14 protein-coding genes are annotated in these 16,503 nt (G+C 69.4%); 7 read left to right on the forward strand and 7 right to left on the reverse strand.

The window, feature by feature from the left end; all coding sequences use genetic code 11:
- Window positions 1-74: 74 nt before the first annotated feature.
- Window positions 75-449, reverse strand: coding sequence for a hypothetical protein (locus ASC65_RS16655; RefSeq protein ID WP_082525837.1), 375 nt, complete (start codon window positions 447-449; stop codon window positions 75-77).
- Between the two features lie 316 nt (window positions 450-765).
- On the opposite strand from ASC65_RS16655, the gene ASC65_RS17300 reads away from it, so the two are divergent.
- On the forward strand, window positions 766-1,212 hold the full coding sequence (locus ASC65_RS17300; protein WP_162245652.1) for a PadR family transcriptional regulator: 447 nt from the start codon (window positions 766-768) through the stop codon (window positions 1,210-1,212).
- Between the two features lie 100 nt (window positions 1,213-1,312).
- Here the strand turns inward: ASC65_RS17300 and ASC65_RS02345 are convergent, their stop codons facing one another.
- Together ASC65_RS02345 and ASC65_RS02350 are read right to left on the reverse strand one after the other, a co-directional pair.
- Window positions 1,313-2,368: a 1,9-bis(guanidino)-5-aza-nonane synthase gene (locus ASC65_RS02345; protein WP_056448923.1), complete on the reverse strand. Its 1,056-nt coding sequence runs from the start codon at window positions 2,366-2,368 to the stop codon at window positions 1,313-1,315.
- A gap of 99 nt (window positions 2,369-2,467) precedes the next feature.
- The gene (locus tag ASC65_RS02350) at window positions 2,468-3,733 is read right to left on the reverse strand and encodes a type III PLP-dependent enzyme (protein WP_056448926.1); all 1,266 of its coding nucleotides are present in this window, start codon (window positions 3,731-3,733) and stop codon (window positions 2,468-2,470) included.
- 210 nt (window positions 3,734-3,943) lie between these two features.
- Here ASC65_RS02350 and ASC65_RS02355 point away from each other — a divergent pair, with 210 nt between their 5' ends.
- From ASC65_RS02355 to phnE, 5 genes are all read left to right on the forward strand, one after another.
- A complete protein-coding gene (locus ASC65_RS02355; protein ID WP_056448932.1) occupies window positions 3,944-4,453 on the forward strand; it encodes a hypothetical protein in 510 nt (169 codons plus the stop codon).
- 89 nt (window positions 4,454-4,542) lie between these two features.
- On the forward strand, window positions 4,543-7,344 hold the full coding sequence (locus ASC65_RS02360) for a M16 family metallopeptidase (protein WP_056448935.1): 2,802 nt from the start codon (window positions 4,543-4,545) through the stop codon (window positions 7,342-7,344).
- A gap of 287 nt (window positions 7,345-7,631) precedes the next feature.
- Window positions 7,632-8,429 (forward strand): phosphonate ABC transporter ATP-binding protein, encoded by a 798-nt coding sequence (phnC, locus tag ASC65_RS02365; protein WP_056448938.1) that lies wholly within the window; start codon window positions 7,632-7,634, stop codon window positions 8,427-8,429.
- Complete coding sequence (phnD, locus tag ASC65_RS02370) at window positions 8,426-9,430, forward strand: phosphate/phosphite/phosphonate ABC transporter substrate-binding protein (protein WP_056448941.1); 1,005 nt, start codon at window positions 8,426-8,428, stop codon at window positions 9,428-9,430. Before phnC ends, phnD begins: the two co-directional genes overlap by 4 nt.
- A gap of 94 nt (window positions 9,431-9,524) precedes the next feature.
- Window positions 9,525-11,363: a phosphonate ABC transporter, permease protein PhnE gene (gene phnE / locus ASC65_RS17800; protein WP_442854111.1), complete on the forward strand. Its 1,839-nt coding sequence runs from the start codon at window positions 9,525-9,527 to the stop codon at window positions 11,361-11,363.
- Window positions 11,364-11,447: 84 nt separating this feature from the next.
- Here phnE and thrS read toward each other — a convergent pair whose 3' ends face one another.
- Genes thrS through ASC65_RS02395 form a run of 4 tightly spaced genes read right to left on the reverse strand, consistent with a single transcriptional unit; the run spans window position 11,448 to window position 14,989 of the window.
- On the reverse strand, window positions 11,448-13,376 hold the full coding sequence (thrS, locus tag ASC65_RS02380; protein WP_056448944.1) for a threonine--tRNA ligase: 1,929 nt from the start codon (window positions 13,374-13,376) through the stop codon (window positions 11,448-11,450).
- The gene (yidD, locus tag ASC65_RS02385; RefSeq protein WP_056448947.1) at window positions 13,373-13,621 is read right to left on the reverse strand and encodes a membrane protein insertion efficiency factor YidD; all 249 of its coding nucleotides are present in this window, start codon (window positions 13,619-13,621) and stop codon (window positions 13,373-13,375) included. Before yidD ends, thrS begins: the two co-directional genes overlap by 4 nt.
- Before the next feature lie 45 nt (window positions 13,622-13,666).
- A complete protein-coding gene (locus ASC65_RS02390; RefSeq protein ID WP_056448950.1) occupies window positions 13,667-14,143 on the reverse strand; it encodes an iron-sulfur cluster assembly scaffold protein in 477 nt (158 codons plus the stop codon).
- 18 nt (window positions 14,144-14,161) lie between these two features.
- A complete protein-coding gene (locus tag ASC65_RS02395) occupies window positions 14,162-14,989 on the reverse strand; it encodes a tetratricopeptide repeat protein (protein WP_056448953.1) in 828 nt (275 codons plus the stop codon).
- Window positions 14,990-15,083: 94 nt separating this feature from the next.
- On the opposite strand from ASC65_RS02395, the gene ASC65_RS02400 reads away from it, so the two are divergent.
- A complete protein-coding gene (locus ASC65_RS02400) occupies window positions 15,084-16,463 on the forward strand; it encodes a leucyl aminopeptidase family protein (RefSeq protein ID WP_056448956.1) in 1,380 nt (459 codons plus the stop codon).
- The last annotated feature ends 40 nt before the right edge of the window (window positions 16,464-16,503 follow it).

A 16,503-nucleotide genomic window follows, 5' to 3' on the forward strand; every position in this document is an offset into this window, starting at 1 on the left:
TTGGCTTCACCGTGGCGCAAGCGTGCGGCGGCTGCAAGGCGGGTTGAGGTCCGCCTGATGGCCTAGAACCAATCTCAGCCGGTTGCGGCGTCCGCGTCGTCGTGAGCGTCCGGTTTTCCTTCCGCAACGTCAGTTTTGGCGGCCTTCGAGTCGGCCCCGGTGTTGTTCACCGGGTTGGTTTGATTCGCCGCCTTGGGCGGCTCCGGGGGTGTTTGGCCCCGGTCAGCGGCGCGCATCCCTTCACTCGCGAGGCTCTCGTTGATGGCGTCCTGATCCGGGTCGATGTCCGAGCCGGTGGCGGCCCCGCCCTGCAGCGAGCCTGCCCGGGTGTCCGAGCCCATTCCGCTGCCTGACAGGGCCTCGGTCAGGGCGTCCGGGGTGCGCCCCAGGTCGGGCTTTTCACCCATGTCGTCGGCCTCGCGGGCGTCCTCGGTCTGTTGCTGGGTCATGGGAAACTCCTTCGGCAGTCAAAGCCGCCGCCGCCTCGGCGGTTCCGAGCGGCGAATGTCGCGCTACAAAAATATATCTTATGCGTCTTGCGTTGCGCATCTTGCGATATATCTTTTGCGCATGAACAAGAGAGAGACGCACAGCATGTTTGGATTTTTCGAAGAACGCGCCCGCCGGGGCGGGGGGCGAGGAGAGGGCGGCGGCCGCCATCACTGCGGCCCCCGCGGCGACGGTGAGCGGCATCACGGGCGCGCTGGCTTCGGCCGCGGCGAGGGCGGCGGGCGCATGGGCCGGGGCCCGGGGCGGGGCCGGCGCATGTTCGGGCCGGGCGACCTGCGTCTGGTCCTGCTGGCCCTGATCGAGCAGCAGCCGCGCCACGGCTATGATCTGATCAAGGCCATCGAGACGGCCTTCGGCGGCGGCTATGCGCCATCGCCGGGCGTGGTCTACCCCAACCTGGCCCTGCTGTCGGACGAAGGCCTGATCGCGGGCGTCGAGGACGGCGGCAAACAGGTCTTTTCGCTGACCGAGGCCGGCAAGGCCTGGATCGACGAGAACCGCGCCGCCGTGGACGGGGTTATGCAGCGCATGGCGCTGGCGGCCCGGATGGTGTCCGGCGAACAGGCGCCCGAGGTGGTCCGTGAGGCGCTGCATACCCTGCGTCACGCGGTGATCACCAAGCCGGGCGACTGGAACGATGCGGAGACCGCCCGGGTGGTGGAAAGCCTGATGAAGGCCGTCCGCGACATCAGCGGCCAGTAACGACGTCCCGGAACGATGAAGGGGCCGCGATTGCTCGCGGCCCCTTTGTCGTGCGCCTTTCAGGCCGCATCGGGCGGCCCGAAAGAGATGCGGAAGGCCGTCAGGCTTTTCCGAACAGCTTGGCCCAGCGGGGCTTGGTGCGGCTCTTCCAGGCGCCGCGGTGATAGGCGTCCGAACCGATCAGCGGCACCACGGTGGTGGCTTCGGCGAAGACCATCTGTTCGTAGGTGGTCGACACCTTGCCCCAGGAAGCGGCTTCCTTGAGCGTCGAAGACGAGCAGGCGCCGTCGCGCACATCGGCGACCGTGATCTGGACCGCATATTTGTGCATGTCGGCCTCGACGCCGAGGATCTCGGCGCAGACGACGGTGTCCTGGGCGAAGTTCTTGGGCACGCCGCCGCCGACCATGAACAGGCCGGTGGTGCCGGCCGCGATCTTGATGTCGGTCAGTTCGCGGAAGTCGGCGACCGCGTCGATCATCAGATAGGGCTTGCCGGCCGCGATCTGCTCTTTCTGGTGCTTGACCAGGCCGAAGCCGGCCGAGCTGTCGACGAAGGCCGGGCAGAAGATCGGCACGCCCTCTTCATAGGCGGTCTGAATCAGCGAGCCGGGCTTCTTGGCGTTGCCTTCCGACAGCCACTTGCCCATTTCCCAGATGAACTCGCGCGAGGAATAGCCGCGCGGCTCCAGGCGGTTGCAGATCTCCAGGATGGTGTGGTCGCAGGCCTGGAGCTCTTCCTCGTCGATGTAGGTGTCGTAGATGCGGTCGATGTAGTTGTCGCGCAGCACGTTGTCGTCGACCGGGCCGGCCGCCTGATAGTGCTTGAAGCCGAGGGCTTCGAAGAAATCCATGTCGACGATCGAGGCGCCGGTGGCGACGATGGCGTCGATCATGCCGAACTTCACCATGTCGCGGTACACGTGCATGCAGCCGCCGGCCGAGGTCGAGCCGGCCAGGATCAGCCAAGGCGAGCAGGTCGCATCTTCGAGCGCCATGTTGAAGATGTCGGCGGCGCGGGCGGTGTCGCGCGACGAGAACGACATCTTGCGCATGCTGTCGATGATCGGACGGGCGTCGAAGGACGTCATGTCGACGTGCTCGACGGTGTTCTGGAGCAGCTCGGCCTTCTGGTTCGTCTGAACGGGAGCGTTCATTGCAAGGGTTTCCCTTTGGTTTGAGCGCCCGTCGTCAATAGGAACAGCGGCCCGGACGGAGCGACGGGCCGCTGCTTGTTAGAACGCGTTAGTGACGGTTTAGCGCCGCGACTTCTTCCGCTGGCCGGCCTTGCCCTTGGGGCGCGACAGGCGAACGACCTTGCGGGCCTGTTCTTCCGCCGAGGTGCGCACGGTCGGGATGGACCGCGGCGCCAGGCCGTAGAGCGAGGCCATCGGGGCGTCCTCGACCGCGGCGATCTCATGCTCGCCGTAGCCGTTGAAGCCGGTCGTCATGGCGACGCCATAGGCGCCGAGCATGCCGATCTCGATGAAGTCGCCTTCCTGCACATCGGCCGGCAGCCAGAACGGGCCCGGCATGTGGTCGATGGAGTCGCAGGTCGGGCCGTAGAAGCGGAACGGCTTCAGGTCGTTCGAGCTGTCGCCGTCCCGGACCAGCTTGGTCGGGAAGGGCCAGCGCGAGTGGGTCGCGTCGAACAGCGAACCGTACGAGCCGTCGTTCAGGTACAGGGCGTCGCCCTTGCGCAGGTCGACGCGGCACAGAACCGACGAGGACTCGGCCACCAGGGCGCGGCCGGGCTCGCACCACAGCTCGGTGGTGTGGGTGACCGGCATCTCGCGGAAGCCGCGGTGAATGGCGTCGGCGTATTCGCTCATGTCCGGCGGGACCATGCCCGGATAGACCGAGGGGAAGCCGCCGCCGACATCGACGATGTCCACGATCACGCCGGCGCGGCTGATGGCGCGGCCGACCTGGGCCATGGCGGCCTCGTAGGCGGACGGACGCATGCACTGCGAGCCGACGTGGAACGACACGCCCATCAGCCCGTCCTTGACCGCCTGGCGGGTGGCCAGCAGCAGGGACGGGGCCTGGTCCGGCGAGACGCCGAACTTGCCCGACAGGGAATAGGCGGCGCCGTCGGCCGACACGGCCATGCGCACGACCAGGTTCAGGTCGTTGGCGTCGCCGGTGGCGTCGATGATCTTCTTCAGCTCGTCATGGCTGTCGAGCGAGAAGGTGCGGACGCCGTAGTCGAAATAGGCCTTGGTGATCGCGCCGCGGCTCTTGACCGGGTGCATGAAGGCCAGGCGCGCGTCGGCGCTGACCGAACGGACCAGTTCGACTTCGCCGATCGAGGCGACGTCAAAGGCGGTGACGCCCGCTTCGACCAGAGTCTCGATGACCCAGCGCGAAGGGTTCGCCTTCACCGCATAGAAGACGTCAGCGTTCAGATTGTCCTGGAACCAGCGCGCCGCTACGGAAACTGAACGCGGCCGCACGAGTGCGACGGGACGTTCAGGGGACCGCTCGCGGACCAGGTCCAGGGGAAATGGATACGTGCGCAATTCACGTAAACCCCTGTAATTGTTAAACCCAGACCGGCGTTAGCAGCGCAACGTTTAGACCTACGGGGTCCGCCGGAGCGCGCGATGTAGGGTCACCCGCCTGTCATGTAAAGCGGTAATTTCTGGGCGATATTAGAGAACCCGTTCCCGGGGCTGCGCATTGCAGCGTCTGCTGCGCCTTTGAGCCGGCCCCCTGGAAAGGTTGCTCACATGATCCGGACCGCTCTTGCGCCCGCGTGCATCGCCCTCGCCGCCCTTGTCGCCGGATGCGAGCAGGCCTCGCCTTCGAAGGACGCGCCCGCGGCCGCGGTCGAGGTCGCCGCGCCGGCCGCCCCGCCGGCGGCGCCCGCCGCACCTGCCGCGCCCTCAGCGGCCCCGGCCGGAGCGACCGCCATCGTCTTCCCGGCGGGCGCCACGGGGACGACCGTGCACGGCTCGGTCCGCGGCGAGGACACGGTCTACTACCGGCTGAACGCCCGCCAGGGGCAGACCGCCCGCATCGCCTTCGCTCCCTCCAACACCAGCGCCTATTTCAATGTCTTCGCACCGGGGGTGGTCCCCGGCGAGGGCGAGGCCCTGTTCATCGGCGCGAGCGGCGGGAACGACTGGCAGGCCGTGCTTCCCGCCAGCGGCGACTACACGGTGCAGGTCTATCTCTATCGCAACGCCGCTCGGCGGAACGAAAGCTCGGACTATTCCATGGAGGTCTCGGTCCGCTAGCGGCGGGTCGTTCGTGACTCAGCCGTAACTTGTCGCTTCGGCGACCGCTGATACCGTCCCGCCAGCACCTTGCCCTGGGGGATCCGTTCATGCGCCGCGCCGTCCTGCTCGCCACCGTCTTCCTCGCCGTCGCCCCGGCCCACGCCGCCCTCGCCCAGTCGGCCGCGACCCCCGCCCCGGCCTCCGAGCTGGCCCGCAGCGTGTCGATCCCCTTCGAGGAGTTCACCCTCGACAACGGCTTGCGCGTGGTCGTCCATACCGACCGCAAGGCGCCGGTGGTCGCGGTGGCCGCCTGGTACAACGTCGGCTCCAAGGACGAGCGGGCAGGGCGCACCGGCTTCGCCCACCTGTTCGAACACATCGGCCTGTTCAATCCGACCGAGAACCTGCCCGGCGGCCTGATGGAGCCGCTGCGCGCCATCGGGGCCACCGACTGGAACGGCACCACCTGGTTCGACCGCACCAACTTCTTCCAGACCGTGCCGACCTCGGCGCTGGAGCAGGCGCTCTATATGGAGAGCGACCGCATGGGCCATCTGCTGGGCGCGCTCAACCAGGAGCGGCTCGATAACCAGCGCGGCGTGGTCCAGAACGAGAAGCGCCAGGGCGACAACCAGCCCTACGGTCTGGTCGAATACGCCCAGCTCGACGCCCTCTTCCCCGAGGGCCACCCGTATCGCCACTCGACCATCGGCTCCATGGCCGACCTCGACGCCGCCAGCCTCGAGGACCTGCGCCAGTGGCACCGCGACAACTACGGCCCGAACAATGCCGTGCTGGTGCTGGCCGGCGACGTGGACGCCGCCGAGGCCCGGCGCCTGGTCGAGAAATATTTCGGCGACATTCCCCGCGGCGCGGTCAACGAACCGGCCCAGGCCGACGTCCCGACCCTCCCGGCGCGTATCGACAAGACCCTGCACGATCGGGTCTCGAACACCCGCCTGTACCGCACCTGGATCGTCCCGGGCCTGTTGGATGACTCCGCCGCCGACCTCGACGTCGCCGCCACCGTCTTCGGCGGCCTGGCCAGCTCGCGGCTCGACAACGCCATGGTGCGCGGCGACCAGACCGCCACCGCGGTGACGGCCAGCTATCAGCCCTTCCACCGCATCGGCATGTTCGAGGCCTCGGTCGACGTGAAGCCGGGCGAGGATCCCGCCGCCGTCGCCGCCCGCCTCGACCAGCTGATCGCCGACTTCGTCGCCAGCGGTCCGACCGAGGACGAGGTGAAACGCGTCGTCACCACCCGCATGTCGCAGCGCATCCAGGCGCTCGAGCCGGTCGGCGGCTTCACCGGCAAGGCCGTGGTCCTGGCCGAGGGCGAGCTCTACGCCGACGACCCGGGCCACTATCGCCGCGAACTGGCCGCCTATGGCGAGGTGACGCCCGACAGCGTGCGCGCCGTCATGAACCGCTGGCTGACCCGCCCGGTCCTGGCCCTGCGTGTCGATCCGGGCGAGCGCGAACCCTATGCCGAGGCCGCCTCGACCCGCCCCGCCCCGACCCCGCCGGCGCCCCTGACCGTCGTGCCGCGCGAGCCCATGCCGGGCGTGACGGCGATGAAGGCGCTCGACTTCCCGGACGTCGAGCGCGCGACGCTTTCGAACGGCCTTGAGGTCGTCTACGCCCGCTCGACCACCGTGCCGGTGACCCGCGTGGCGGTGGAGTTCGACGCCGGGGTCGCCGCGGATCCGCGCGACGCGCTCGGCACCCAGCGTCTGATGCTCGACCTGCTGACCGAGGGCACGGCCAACCGCAACGCCGTCCAGCTGGCCGAGGAGCAGGAGCGGCTCGGCGCCGCCGTCAACGCCTTCGCCACCGTCGACCGCACCGTCGTCAGCCTGACCGCGGTCAGCGCCAACCTGGCCCCGTCGCTGGACCTGCTGGCCGACGTGATCCGCAACCCGGCCTTCGCCCCGGCCGACATCGAGCGCCGCCGCGACCAGCAGCTGGCCGCCATCGCCCAGGAGCAGACCTCGCCCAACGGCATGGGCCTGCGCGCCCTGCCGGCCATTCTCTATGGCGACCAGCACCCGTACGGCCGTCCGTTCTCCGGCCTGGGCGACCCCGACGCCGTCAGCGGCCTCGACCGCGACGACCTGACCACCTTCCACGCCCGGTGGATCCGGCCTGACAACGCCCGCGTCTTCGTCGTCTCGGACAAGCCGCTGGCCGAGCTGAAGCCGATGCTCGACGCCCGCTTCGGGGCCTGGGTCCCGCCGGCCTCGGCCAGGGCGGTGAAAGCCTTCGACGCCCCCATCCCGGCGGCCCGTCCGCGCATCGTGCTGATCGATCGGCCGCAGTCGCCGCAGTCGCTGATCCTCGGCGGCCTGGTCCTGCCGGTCACGGGCCAGGACGACGTGGTGACCCTGAACGCCGCCAACGAAGTCATCGGCAACGGCTTCCTGTCGCGCATCAACCAGGACATCCGCGAGACCCGCGGCTGGTCCTATGGCCTGAACGGGCGGGTCAATCTGCTGGAGAAGCAGACCCCCTACATCATCACCGCCCCGGTCCAGTCGGACCGCACCGGCGAGTCCATCGCCGTGCTGATCGACCAGTATAAAGGCTTCCTCGGCGACCGCGGCGTCACCGCCGCCGAGCGCGAGCGCACCGTCAACGGCAATGTGCGCCAGCTGCCGGGCAGCTTCGAGACCTCGACCGCCGTGCTCAACGCCCTGCGCTCGAACGCCCTGTACGGCCGCCCGGACAACTACTGGGAAACCCTGGCCCCTCGCTACGAAGGCCTGAGCGCCGCCCAGATGGACGCGGCCGCCCGCGAGATCATCGACAGCGGCGACATCGTCTGGGTCGTCGTCGGCGACGCGTCGGTGGTGAAGCCCCAGCTCGAGGCGCTCGGGCTGGAGGTGGAGGTCCGCCCGGCGTCGTAGGGCGGCCCGCTGCGAGGCTGTGAAGTGGTTAGTGGTTGGTGATTAGTGGTTGGCCGGCTGTGGCGCGCGCGGTCGGCGCCGTGCCGCCCCCCGCCGATAGCCCCAGAAGACCACTAATCACGAACCACTAATCACTTGCCACGCGCAGAGTGTGCCTGCGCTGCACCGCCCGCCGTGCCACGCCACCCTCACGCTGGACGAAATCGTCGCGCCCATGCCATTAAGACTTGCCCCAAGGGCCCGTTCGGGCCATGCGGCGCGCCCCTGCAACCGACGACTGTCTCTCCATGACCGCAACCGCCGCCGCCGTCGCGTCCGTCCGGGACGTGTCCAAGACCTTCGGCGCCCGCAAGGCCCTGAACGGCGTCTCCGTCGAGGTGAAGGCCGGGGAAATGGTCGCCCTGATCGGCCCGTCGGGCTCGGGCAAGTCGACCCTGCTGCGCTCGATCACGGGGATGCAGACCATCGACTCCGGCAAGGGGACGATCCAGGTCTTCGGCGAGACGGTGCAGAAGAACGGCCGCATCACCGGCGCGGTGCGCCCGGCGCGCCAGAAGCTCGGCATGATCTTCCAGCAGTTCAACCTGGTCGGCCGGCTGTCGCTGTTCTCCAACGTCATGCTCGGCGCGCTCGGCCGTCTGCCGGGCTGGCAGGGCCTGTTCGGCCTGTGGCCGGCGGCGGACAAGCAGCGGGCCATGGAGGCCCTGCATCGCGTGGGCGTCTCGGACTACGCCGCCCAGCGCGCCAACACCCTGTCGGGCGGCCAGCAGCAGCGCGGCGCCATCGCCCGCGCCCTGGTCCAGGGCGCCCAGGCCATCCTCGCCGACGAGCCGGTCGCCTCGCTGGACCCGGTCTCGGCCCGCAAGGTCATGGAGCTGCTGGTCGAGCTGAACAAGCGCGACGGCCTCGGCGTCATCGTCACCCTGCACCAGGTCGACTACGCCATCCGCTACTGCGAGCGCGTCATCGCCCTTCAGGCCGGCAAGATCGTCTATGACGGCCCGTCGACCGGCCTCGACACCAAGCGCCTGATCGAAATCTACGGCCCCGAGTTCGAGGACGCCTTCTGGGAAGCCAAGGCATGAGCCTTGCCGGCTCGGCCCGGGTCTTTGCGGTCGGCATCCTGACCGCCGCGTCGCTGGTGCTGGCCGCCTGCGGCGATCGCGATCGCGCGCCTTCGGCCGGTGCGCCCAAGGAGATCGTCTTTTCGATCCAGTCGGCCCAGGGCCAGGCCTCGGCGGGGCCGCTGTGGCAGCCGCTGCTGGATGATCTGTCCACGGCCGTCGGCCTGCCGGTCCGTCCGCATTTCGCTTCGACCTACGCCGCCCTGATCGACGATATGAAGCGCGGCGAGACCCAGGTCGCCTGGTTCTCGCCACAGCCCGCCGTCGAAGCGGTCGACGAGGCCGGCGCCGAGGTCATCGCCCGCACCGTCAATCTGGAAGGCGCCGACAGCTATTACGCGACCCTCATCGTGCGGAAAGGCTCCGGCATCACGCTCGAGGACGTGCTGGCCTGCGGCAAGCGCTACAGCTTCGGCATGGGCGATGCGCAATCGACTTCGGGCTCCCTGGCGCCGAAGACCTTCCTGTTCGGGCCGCGCGACATCGACCCGAACCAGTGCTTCGCCTCCGTGCGTTCGGACAACCACGAGAGCAACGCCTTCCAGGTGGCGTCGGGCGTGCTCGACGTGTCGACCTCGAACAGCGTCGGCGCCACCGCCCTGCGCCGCCAGAACCCGACCATCGCCGACCAGGTCGAACAGATCTGGCAGTCGCCGCCCATCCCCGAGGCGGGGATTCTGGTGCGCGGCGACCTGGACCCGGCGGTGAAGGAGAAGATCCGCAGCTTCTTCCTGACCTACGGCCAGGGCAGCGGCGTCGAGGCCGATCGCCAGCGGCGCGTGCTGGCGGGCCTCAGCTATTCCCGCTTCAGCGCAGCGGACGACGACTATCTCGATCCGGTTCGCGAGATCATGGCCTCCCAGGCCCTCGCCACCGCCCAGGACCGCGGCGACCGCATTGCGATCGCCGAAGCCCAGCAGGAGCTGCAGCGCCTGCGCGCCAAGCGCGAGGTGCAGCCATGATTGCGAACGAACGCGTCCTTAGCGGCGCAACCCCAGTACGAACGATCGCCACCCTCGGGGCCTCCCCGGCGGGCGCGATCCAGGACTCCAAGGCATGAGCAGCCTCCGAAACATTCTCGCCTCCGCCTTCGCGTTGGCGGTGGTCCTTGTCGGTCTCCTCGCGGGGACGTCCGTCTCCGCCCAGGAGCGGCCGGACAAGGTCGTTTTCACCATCCTGTCGGCCGAGGGCCAGGCCTCCTCGGGCCCGATCTGGCAGCCCCTGCTGGACGATCTCGAGCGCGAGATCGGCATTCCGGTCGAGCCGATCTTCGGCTCGAACTACAGCGTCCTCGTCGAAGCCATGCGCGCCGACCAGGCCCAGATCGGCTGGTTCTCCGCCCTTCCGGCCGTGCAGGCCATCGACCGCGCCAACGCCGAGGTCGTGGCCCGCACCGTCGATGTCGAAGGGAAGGATTCCTACGTCTCGTCGCTGATCGTGAAGAAGGGCTCGGGCATCACGCTCAAGGACGTCGAGGCCTGCGGCAAGCGCTTCGATTTCGGCATCGGCGACGCCCAGTCGACCTCGGGCACCCTGGCCCCGATGACCTATTTCTTCAGCCCGCGGAACATTGATCCGACCGCGTGCTTCGCCACCGTTCGTTCGGCCAGCCACCAGGCCAACTCGTTCGCCGTCGCCAACGGCCTGGTCGATGTGGCCACCTCGAACTCGGTCAACACCGTCTTCCTGCGCCGCCAGAACCCTGACGTCGCCGACCAGATCGAGGTCATCTGGGAATCCCCGCCGATTCCGGAGTCGGGCATCCTGATCCGGTCGGACCTGCCGTCCGACGTGAAGGCCAAGATCCGCGAGTTCTTCGTCACCTACGGCCAGGGCGCAGGCCCGGAGGCCGACCGCCAGCGCGACGTCCTCCACGGCCTGAACTACTCCCAGTTCCGCGCCGCCGATAACAGCTACCTGGACCCCATCCGGGTCATGAAGGCCGACCAGGCAAAGCGCGAAGGCCGCCCGCCGGACGTCGCCCCGCCGAAGAGCGCCGGCGGCCACGTGGCCCAGTGGTGGCCCTTCGCCCTGATCGGCGTCCTGGCCGTCGTCGCCATCATCCTGAACATCCTGCCCAAGCGCGTCCCCCTCCCCGGCGATCCGGCGGTGGTGCCCGAGGCGCCGAAGAAGTCGTTGGCCGCCTGGGCGCTGGACGTCCTGCTGTGGGGCGGCTTCGCGATCATCCTGATCGCCGCCTTCGCCAAGGTCGGCCTGCCCAACATCGGCAACCTCTTCTCGAACCCCGAGAAGATGCAGAGCTACGGTCGGGACTTCCTCAACCCCGACTGGACCAACTGGCGGGCCCTGGTCAGCCTGATGTGGCTGACGGTGCAGATCGCCCTGTGGGGCACCTTCCTGGCCGTCTTCCTGGCCGTGCCGCTCAGCCTGATGGCCTCGCGCAACCTGTCGCCCGCCTGGCTGGTCTGGCCGGTGCGTCGCGTCATGGACCTGATGCGCTCCATCCCCGACCTGGTCATCGCCACCCTGTTCATCGTCGCCGTCGGCCTCGGCCCTCTGGCCGGCGTTCTGGCCATCGCCCTGAACACCGCGGGCGTGCTGGCCAAACTGTTCTCGGAAGCCGTCGAGTCGATCGACAAGGGGCCGATCGAAGGCGTCAAGGCGACCGGCGGCGGCCGCCTGCACGAGATCGCCTGGGGCGTCATCCCGCAGGTGGCCCCGCTGTGGACCAGCTTCGCCCTGTACCGCTTCGAGTCGAACAGCCGCGCCGCCACCGTGCTCGGCCTGATCGGCGCCGGCGGGATCGGCCAGGCCCTGTTCGAGAACCTGCAGGCCTTCGAGTACCGCACCGTCTCGACCATCGCGATCATCATCGTCGTGGCCGTCACCCTGATCGACATGCTGTCGCAGGCCATGCGCAAGCGGCTGCTCTAACCGCTTCCGGCGGATAGCGCCCAACGAAAAGCCCGCCCCCGCGATCGTGAGGGCGGGCTTCTTGTTTCAGGCCTGCGCTGCTGTTCAGGCGGTGGGGCGCAGGTCCGGCGGCGTGGCTTCCGCGGTCAGGATGCGGATCGCCTCCTCGACGGTGACGACCTCCTGGGCCTGCGAGCCGAGACGGCGGATGGCGACCTTGCCTTCCTCGGCCTCCTTCTTGCCGACCACGGCGATGACCGGGACCTTGGCGACCGAGTGCTCGCGCACCTTGTAGCCGACCTTCTCGTTGCGCAGGTCCAGCTCGGTGCGCAGGCCGGCGGCCTTGAACTTGGCCATCACTTCGCGGGCGTAGTCGTCGGCGTCCGAGACGATGGTCGCGACCACGGCCTGGGTCGGAGCCAGCCACAGGGGGAAGGCCCCGGCGTAGTTCTCGATCATGATGCCGATGAAGCGCTCGAAGCTGCCGAGGATGGCCCGGTGCAGCATGACCGGGCGGTGCTTCTGGCCGTCCTCGCCGACGTATTCGGCGTTGAGGCGCTCGGGCAGCACGTAGTCGAGCTGCAGCGTGCCGCAGGTCCATTCGCGGCCGATGGCGTCCTTGACCACGAAGTCCAGCTTGGGCGCGTAGAAGGCGCCGTCGCCCTCGGCGATGACCGGCTCGACGCCGGCCGCCGCGGCGGCCTCGGCCAGCATGCCCTCGGCCTTGTCCCAGAACTCGTCCGAGCCGGCGCGGATTTCCGGGCGCGTGGCCAGGTTGATGTAGGCCGTCTCCATGCCGAGGTCGGCGTGGACCATCTTGGTCAGCTCGATGAACCGGCGCGTCTCCTCGACGATCTGGTCCTCGCGGCAGAAGATGTGGGCGTCGTCCTGGGTGAAGCCGCGCACGCGCATCAGGCCGTGCAGGGCGCCCGACGGCTCATAGCGGTGGCAGGCCCCGAACTCGGCCATGCGCAGGGGCAGCTCGCGGTACGAGCGCTGGCCGATGCCGAAGATCTGCACGTGGCCCGGGCAGTTCATCGGCTTCAGGCTGAGGGTCTCGCCCTCGACCGTCTCGCAGACGAACATGTTGGGGCGGTATTTCTCCCAGTGGCCCGACTTCTCCCAGAAGGTGCGGTCCAGCACCTGGGGCGTCTTGACCTCGACATAGCCCGCGGCATCCAGGCGGCGGCGCATATAGGCCTCGATGACCTGCCACAGCACCCAGCCCTTGGGGTGCCAGAAGACCATGCCCCGGCCCTCTTCCTGCATGTGGAAGAGCTCCATGGCGCGGCCCAGCTTGCGGTGGTCGCGCTTCTCGGCCTCCTCGATGCGCAGCAGATAGGCGTCCAGGTCGGCCTGGCTGGCCCAGGCCGTGGCGTAGATGCGCTGCAGCTGCGGATTGCGGTGATCGCCGCGCCAGTAGGCGCCCGCCAGCTTGGTCAGCTTGAAGGCCTTGCCGACGAACTTGGTCGACGGGAAGTGCGGCCCGCGGCACAGGTCGACCCATTGGCCGGTCCGGTAGGTGGTGATCGTCTCGCCCGCCGGCAGGTCGCGGATCAGCTCGGCCTTGAAGGCCTCGCCCTTGCCCTCGAACAGCTTGATCGCCTCGTCGCGGTCCCAGACCTCGCGGACCAGCTTCTCATCGCGGTCGACGATCTCGGCCATCCGCTTCTCGATCGCCGCGAAGTCGTCCGTCGAGAACGGCTCCTCGCGGAAGAAGTCGTAATAGAATCCGTCCTCGATGGCCGGGCCGATGGTGACCTGGGTGCCTGGGAACAGCTCCTGCACCGCCTGGGCGAGGATGTGCGCCGCGTCGTGGCGGATGGTCTCCAGCGCGTCCGGGTCGTCGCGCATGATCAGCTTGAAGTCACCGCCGGCGCCCAGCGGACGGTCGACGTCCCACTGCTTGCCGTTGATCTCGACCAGGGCGGCGCGCTTGGCCAGCGAGGGCGAGATGGAGGCGGCGACGTCACGGCCCGTGGCGTCGTCGGGATACTGGCGGCTGGCGCCGTCGGGGAATTTCAGTTCGATCATCTGTCAGTCTTCACAGGCGGCACCGGATCATAGCCGGAGGACCCCCAAGGGTGGCATTTGCAGAGGCGTCGGACGGTGAGCCATCCCCCCTTGAGCGGGCCGTGCTGGATCAGCGCGTCCCGCCCGTAATCGGAGCAGGTCGGCATGAACCGGCACTGCTGCCCGATCAGGGGCGACAGCGTCAGCTTGTAGCCGCGATGGGCCAGCCGAACGCCGTGTTCGTAGAGATTTCCGCCGGAAGCCATGTCGCCGCGCTTATCCCCCGCCCGAGGCGCGGGGGCAACGGGCCATCAGGCCGCCCCGGCGAGACTAGTTCGGGTGTCGGGCCCCCGGCGAGCCGCGGTCTGTGCCTGGCGGACGGCGTCCAGCGTCGCCTCGATTGCGACCATGGTCGAGGCGTGACGGGCCGGATACTCGGCGACCTGTTTCAGAGCGCGCAGGCCCTCGAAGCGGCCGTCGGGGCCCTCGCCGCCGCTTTTCAGCATGGCCAGCATGGCCTCGCGGGCGGCTTCCAGCTCTTCGACCGAGGCGCCGATGACGGCCTCGCCGAGCACGCCGGCGGCGGCCTGGCCGAGGGCGCAGGCCTTTACGTCCTGGGCGAAGCTCGCAACGCGGCCGTCGGCGTCCAGGACGACATCGACCACGGCCTTGGAGCCGCACAGCTTGGCGACGCGTTCGCCGGTGCCTTCAGGCGCAGACAGCCGTCCGCTGTGCGGCAGATTGGCCGCCAGCTTGAGAATGCGCGCGCTGTAGAGCTCGTCGATCATGGAGCCCTATGTAGGGGATCACTTGGCCTGAAGCGAGGTCCAGGTGCGGCCGGCGTCGGTCGACGGGGCCGCGATCCGGGCGCGCAGCCAGGCCAGGTTCTGGTCGGCGGCCTCAGGCGGCAGGTCGCGGCGCATCATCTGCTCGGCCTCGGCCATCTTGCCGTTCAGCCCCAGGGCCATGGCCAGGTTCAGCCGCACCTTCAGCGACGCCCCCGGCTGGGCGGCGGCGCGGCGCAGAAGGCCTTCGGCCCCGTTGATGTCGCCCTGGGTCATGGCCGCCATCGCCATATTGGTCAGGACGTCGGGATTCTCGGGCGCGATGGCCAGGGCCTGGGCCCAGGCCGCCTGGGCGTCCTGCGGACGGCGCACCTGCTCGTAGGCCGTGCCGAGCAGCGACCAGGGCCGCCAGTCCGACGGCCGGGCGTCGCGCGCCTTCTCCAGCGTGGCGATGCCGTAGAAGGCCTGGCCGCGGGCGATGTGGCCGCGCCCGGCCTCGAGCATGGCCTCGATATTCTGCGGCTGGGCCATCAGCACCCGCTCGGCCATTTCGGCGGCCTCGGTGTAGCGCCCCAGTTCGCGCATGGCCTGGGCGGCCTTGACGCCAGCGACGGGGTCGGTCGGGTCGATCTCGGCCTGTTCGCCCCAGAACACCGAGCGGCTCAGGGCGTCGGCCCGATCGTAGGCGGCGCGGGTCTCGGCGTTGGCGGGCGTGCGGGTCTGCGCCGGAGCCATCGGCGAGACGGCCCGGGCCTGGGCCTGCGTCTTGGCCAGGGCCGGAGAGGCCGCGACCAGAAGAGAGGCGGCGAGGAGGGTGACGGTTGCGACGCAGGCGGTCGTGCGCGACATGGGGAGGGCGCTCCGGAGGTTCGGCCCGAAAGTCGGGCCTCGGGGTCAATCCTTGGTTAACTGCGGCCGCTTCCGGCCGGAAAGGCCGCCGCCTATGTCTATTCTGCACCCCGACCTGCTGACCGCCGACGCCGGCGACGCCCTGCCGGTGCGGGTGGTGACCCGGGACATGACCCTGGAGGGCGCCGAGGCCGCCTGGGCCGCGGCCAACGATTTCAGCGGCAAGGCGGGTCAGGTGCTCCTGCTCCCGGGCGAGGGCGGCGCCGTCGCCGGAGCCCTGTTCGGGGCGGGCGAGGCCTTCGACCCGATGACGGCCCGCGCCCTGGCGGCCAGGCTGCCCGCCGGCCTTTGGCGGCTGGAGGGCGTCTCGCACGAGGCCGAGGGCCACGCCGCCCTCGCCTTCGCCCTGGGGGCCTATCGTTTCGATCGCTACAAGGCGCGCCCGGCGCCGGCCGCCCGTCTGGCCGTGGGGCCGAAGGTCGATATCGCCGCCGCCCTGCACATCGCCGCCGCCTGCGCCCTGGCGCGCGAAATGGTCGACACGCCCGCCGCCGACATGGGGCCGCTGCAGATCGAGACCATCGCCCGCACGATCGCCGAGGAATCTGGCGCGGCCCTGGCCGTCACCACCGGCGACGCGCTGATCGAGGACAACTATCCGGCCGTCCACGCCGTCGGCCGGGCGGCGGCGGCGCACCGCGCGCCGCGGGTCATCGAGCTGAGCTGGAACCTCGACAAGGCCGAACTGCCGCTGGTCGCCCTGGTCGGCAAGGGCGTGGTCTTCGACACCGGCGGCCTCGACCTCAAGCCCGCCGCCGGCATGCGCAATATGAAGAAGGACATGGGCGGCGCCGCCCACGCCCTGGCGCTGGGACGTCTGGTCATGCAGGCGAAGCTGCCGGTGCGCCTCGTGGTGTTGGTCGCGGCGGTCGAGAACGCCGTCTCCGGCGACGCCTTCCGGCCCGGCGACATCCTGTCCAGCCGCAAGGGTCTGACCATCGAGGTGGGCAACACCGATGCGGAAGGGCGGCTGGTGCTGGCCGACGTCCTGACCCGCGCCGCCGAGCACGCCCCGGACCTGACCCTCGACTTCGCCACCCTGACCGGCGCGGCGCGCATCGCGCTCGGCCCGGACCTGCCGCCGCTTTATACCGATGACGAAGATCTCGCTGCTGACCTGCTGGCCGCTTCGAAGGCTGTCGGCGACCCGCTCTGGCGCATGCCCCTGTGGCCCGGCTATCGCCCGGCGCTGGAGGCCGAGATCGCCGACCTGCGCAACGACCCCGCCGGATGGGCCCAGGCCGGGTCGGTGACCGCCGCGCTGTTTCTTCAGAAATTCGCGCCGGAGACGGGCGCCTGGGCGCACATGGACATCTTCGCCTGGAACCCGCGCGCCCAGCCCGGACGACCGGAAGGGGCCGAGGCGCAGGCGCTGCGGGCCTGTTTCGAGATGCTGTCGAACCGATACCGCTGATCGTTCGCGCCTCAATTAGGCCGCGATCCGTTAACGCCCT

The organism is Brevundimonas sp. Root1279 (assembly GCF_001425945.1).
Lineage (GTDB): Bacteria > Pseudomonadota > Alphaproteobacteria > Caulobacterales > Caulobacteraceae > Brevundimonas.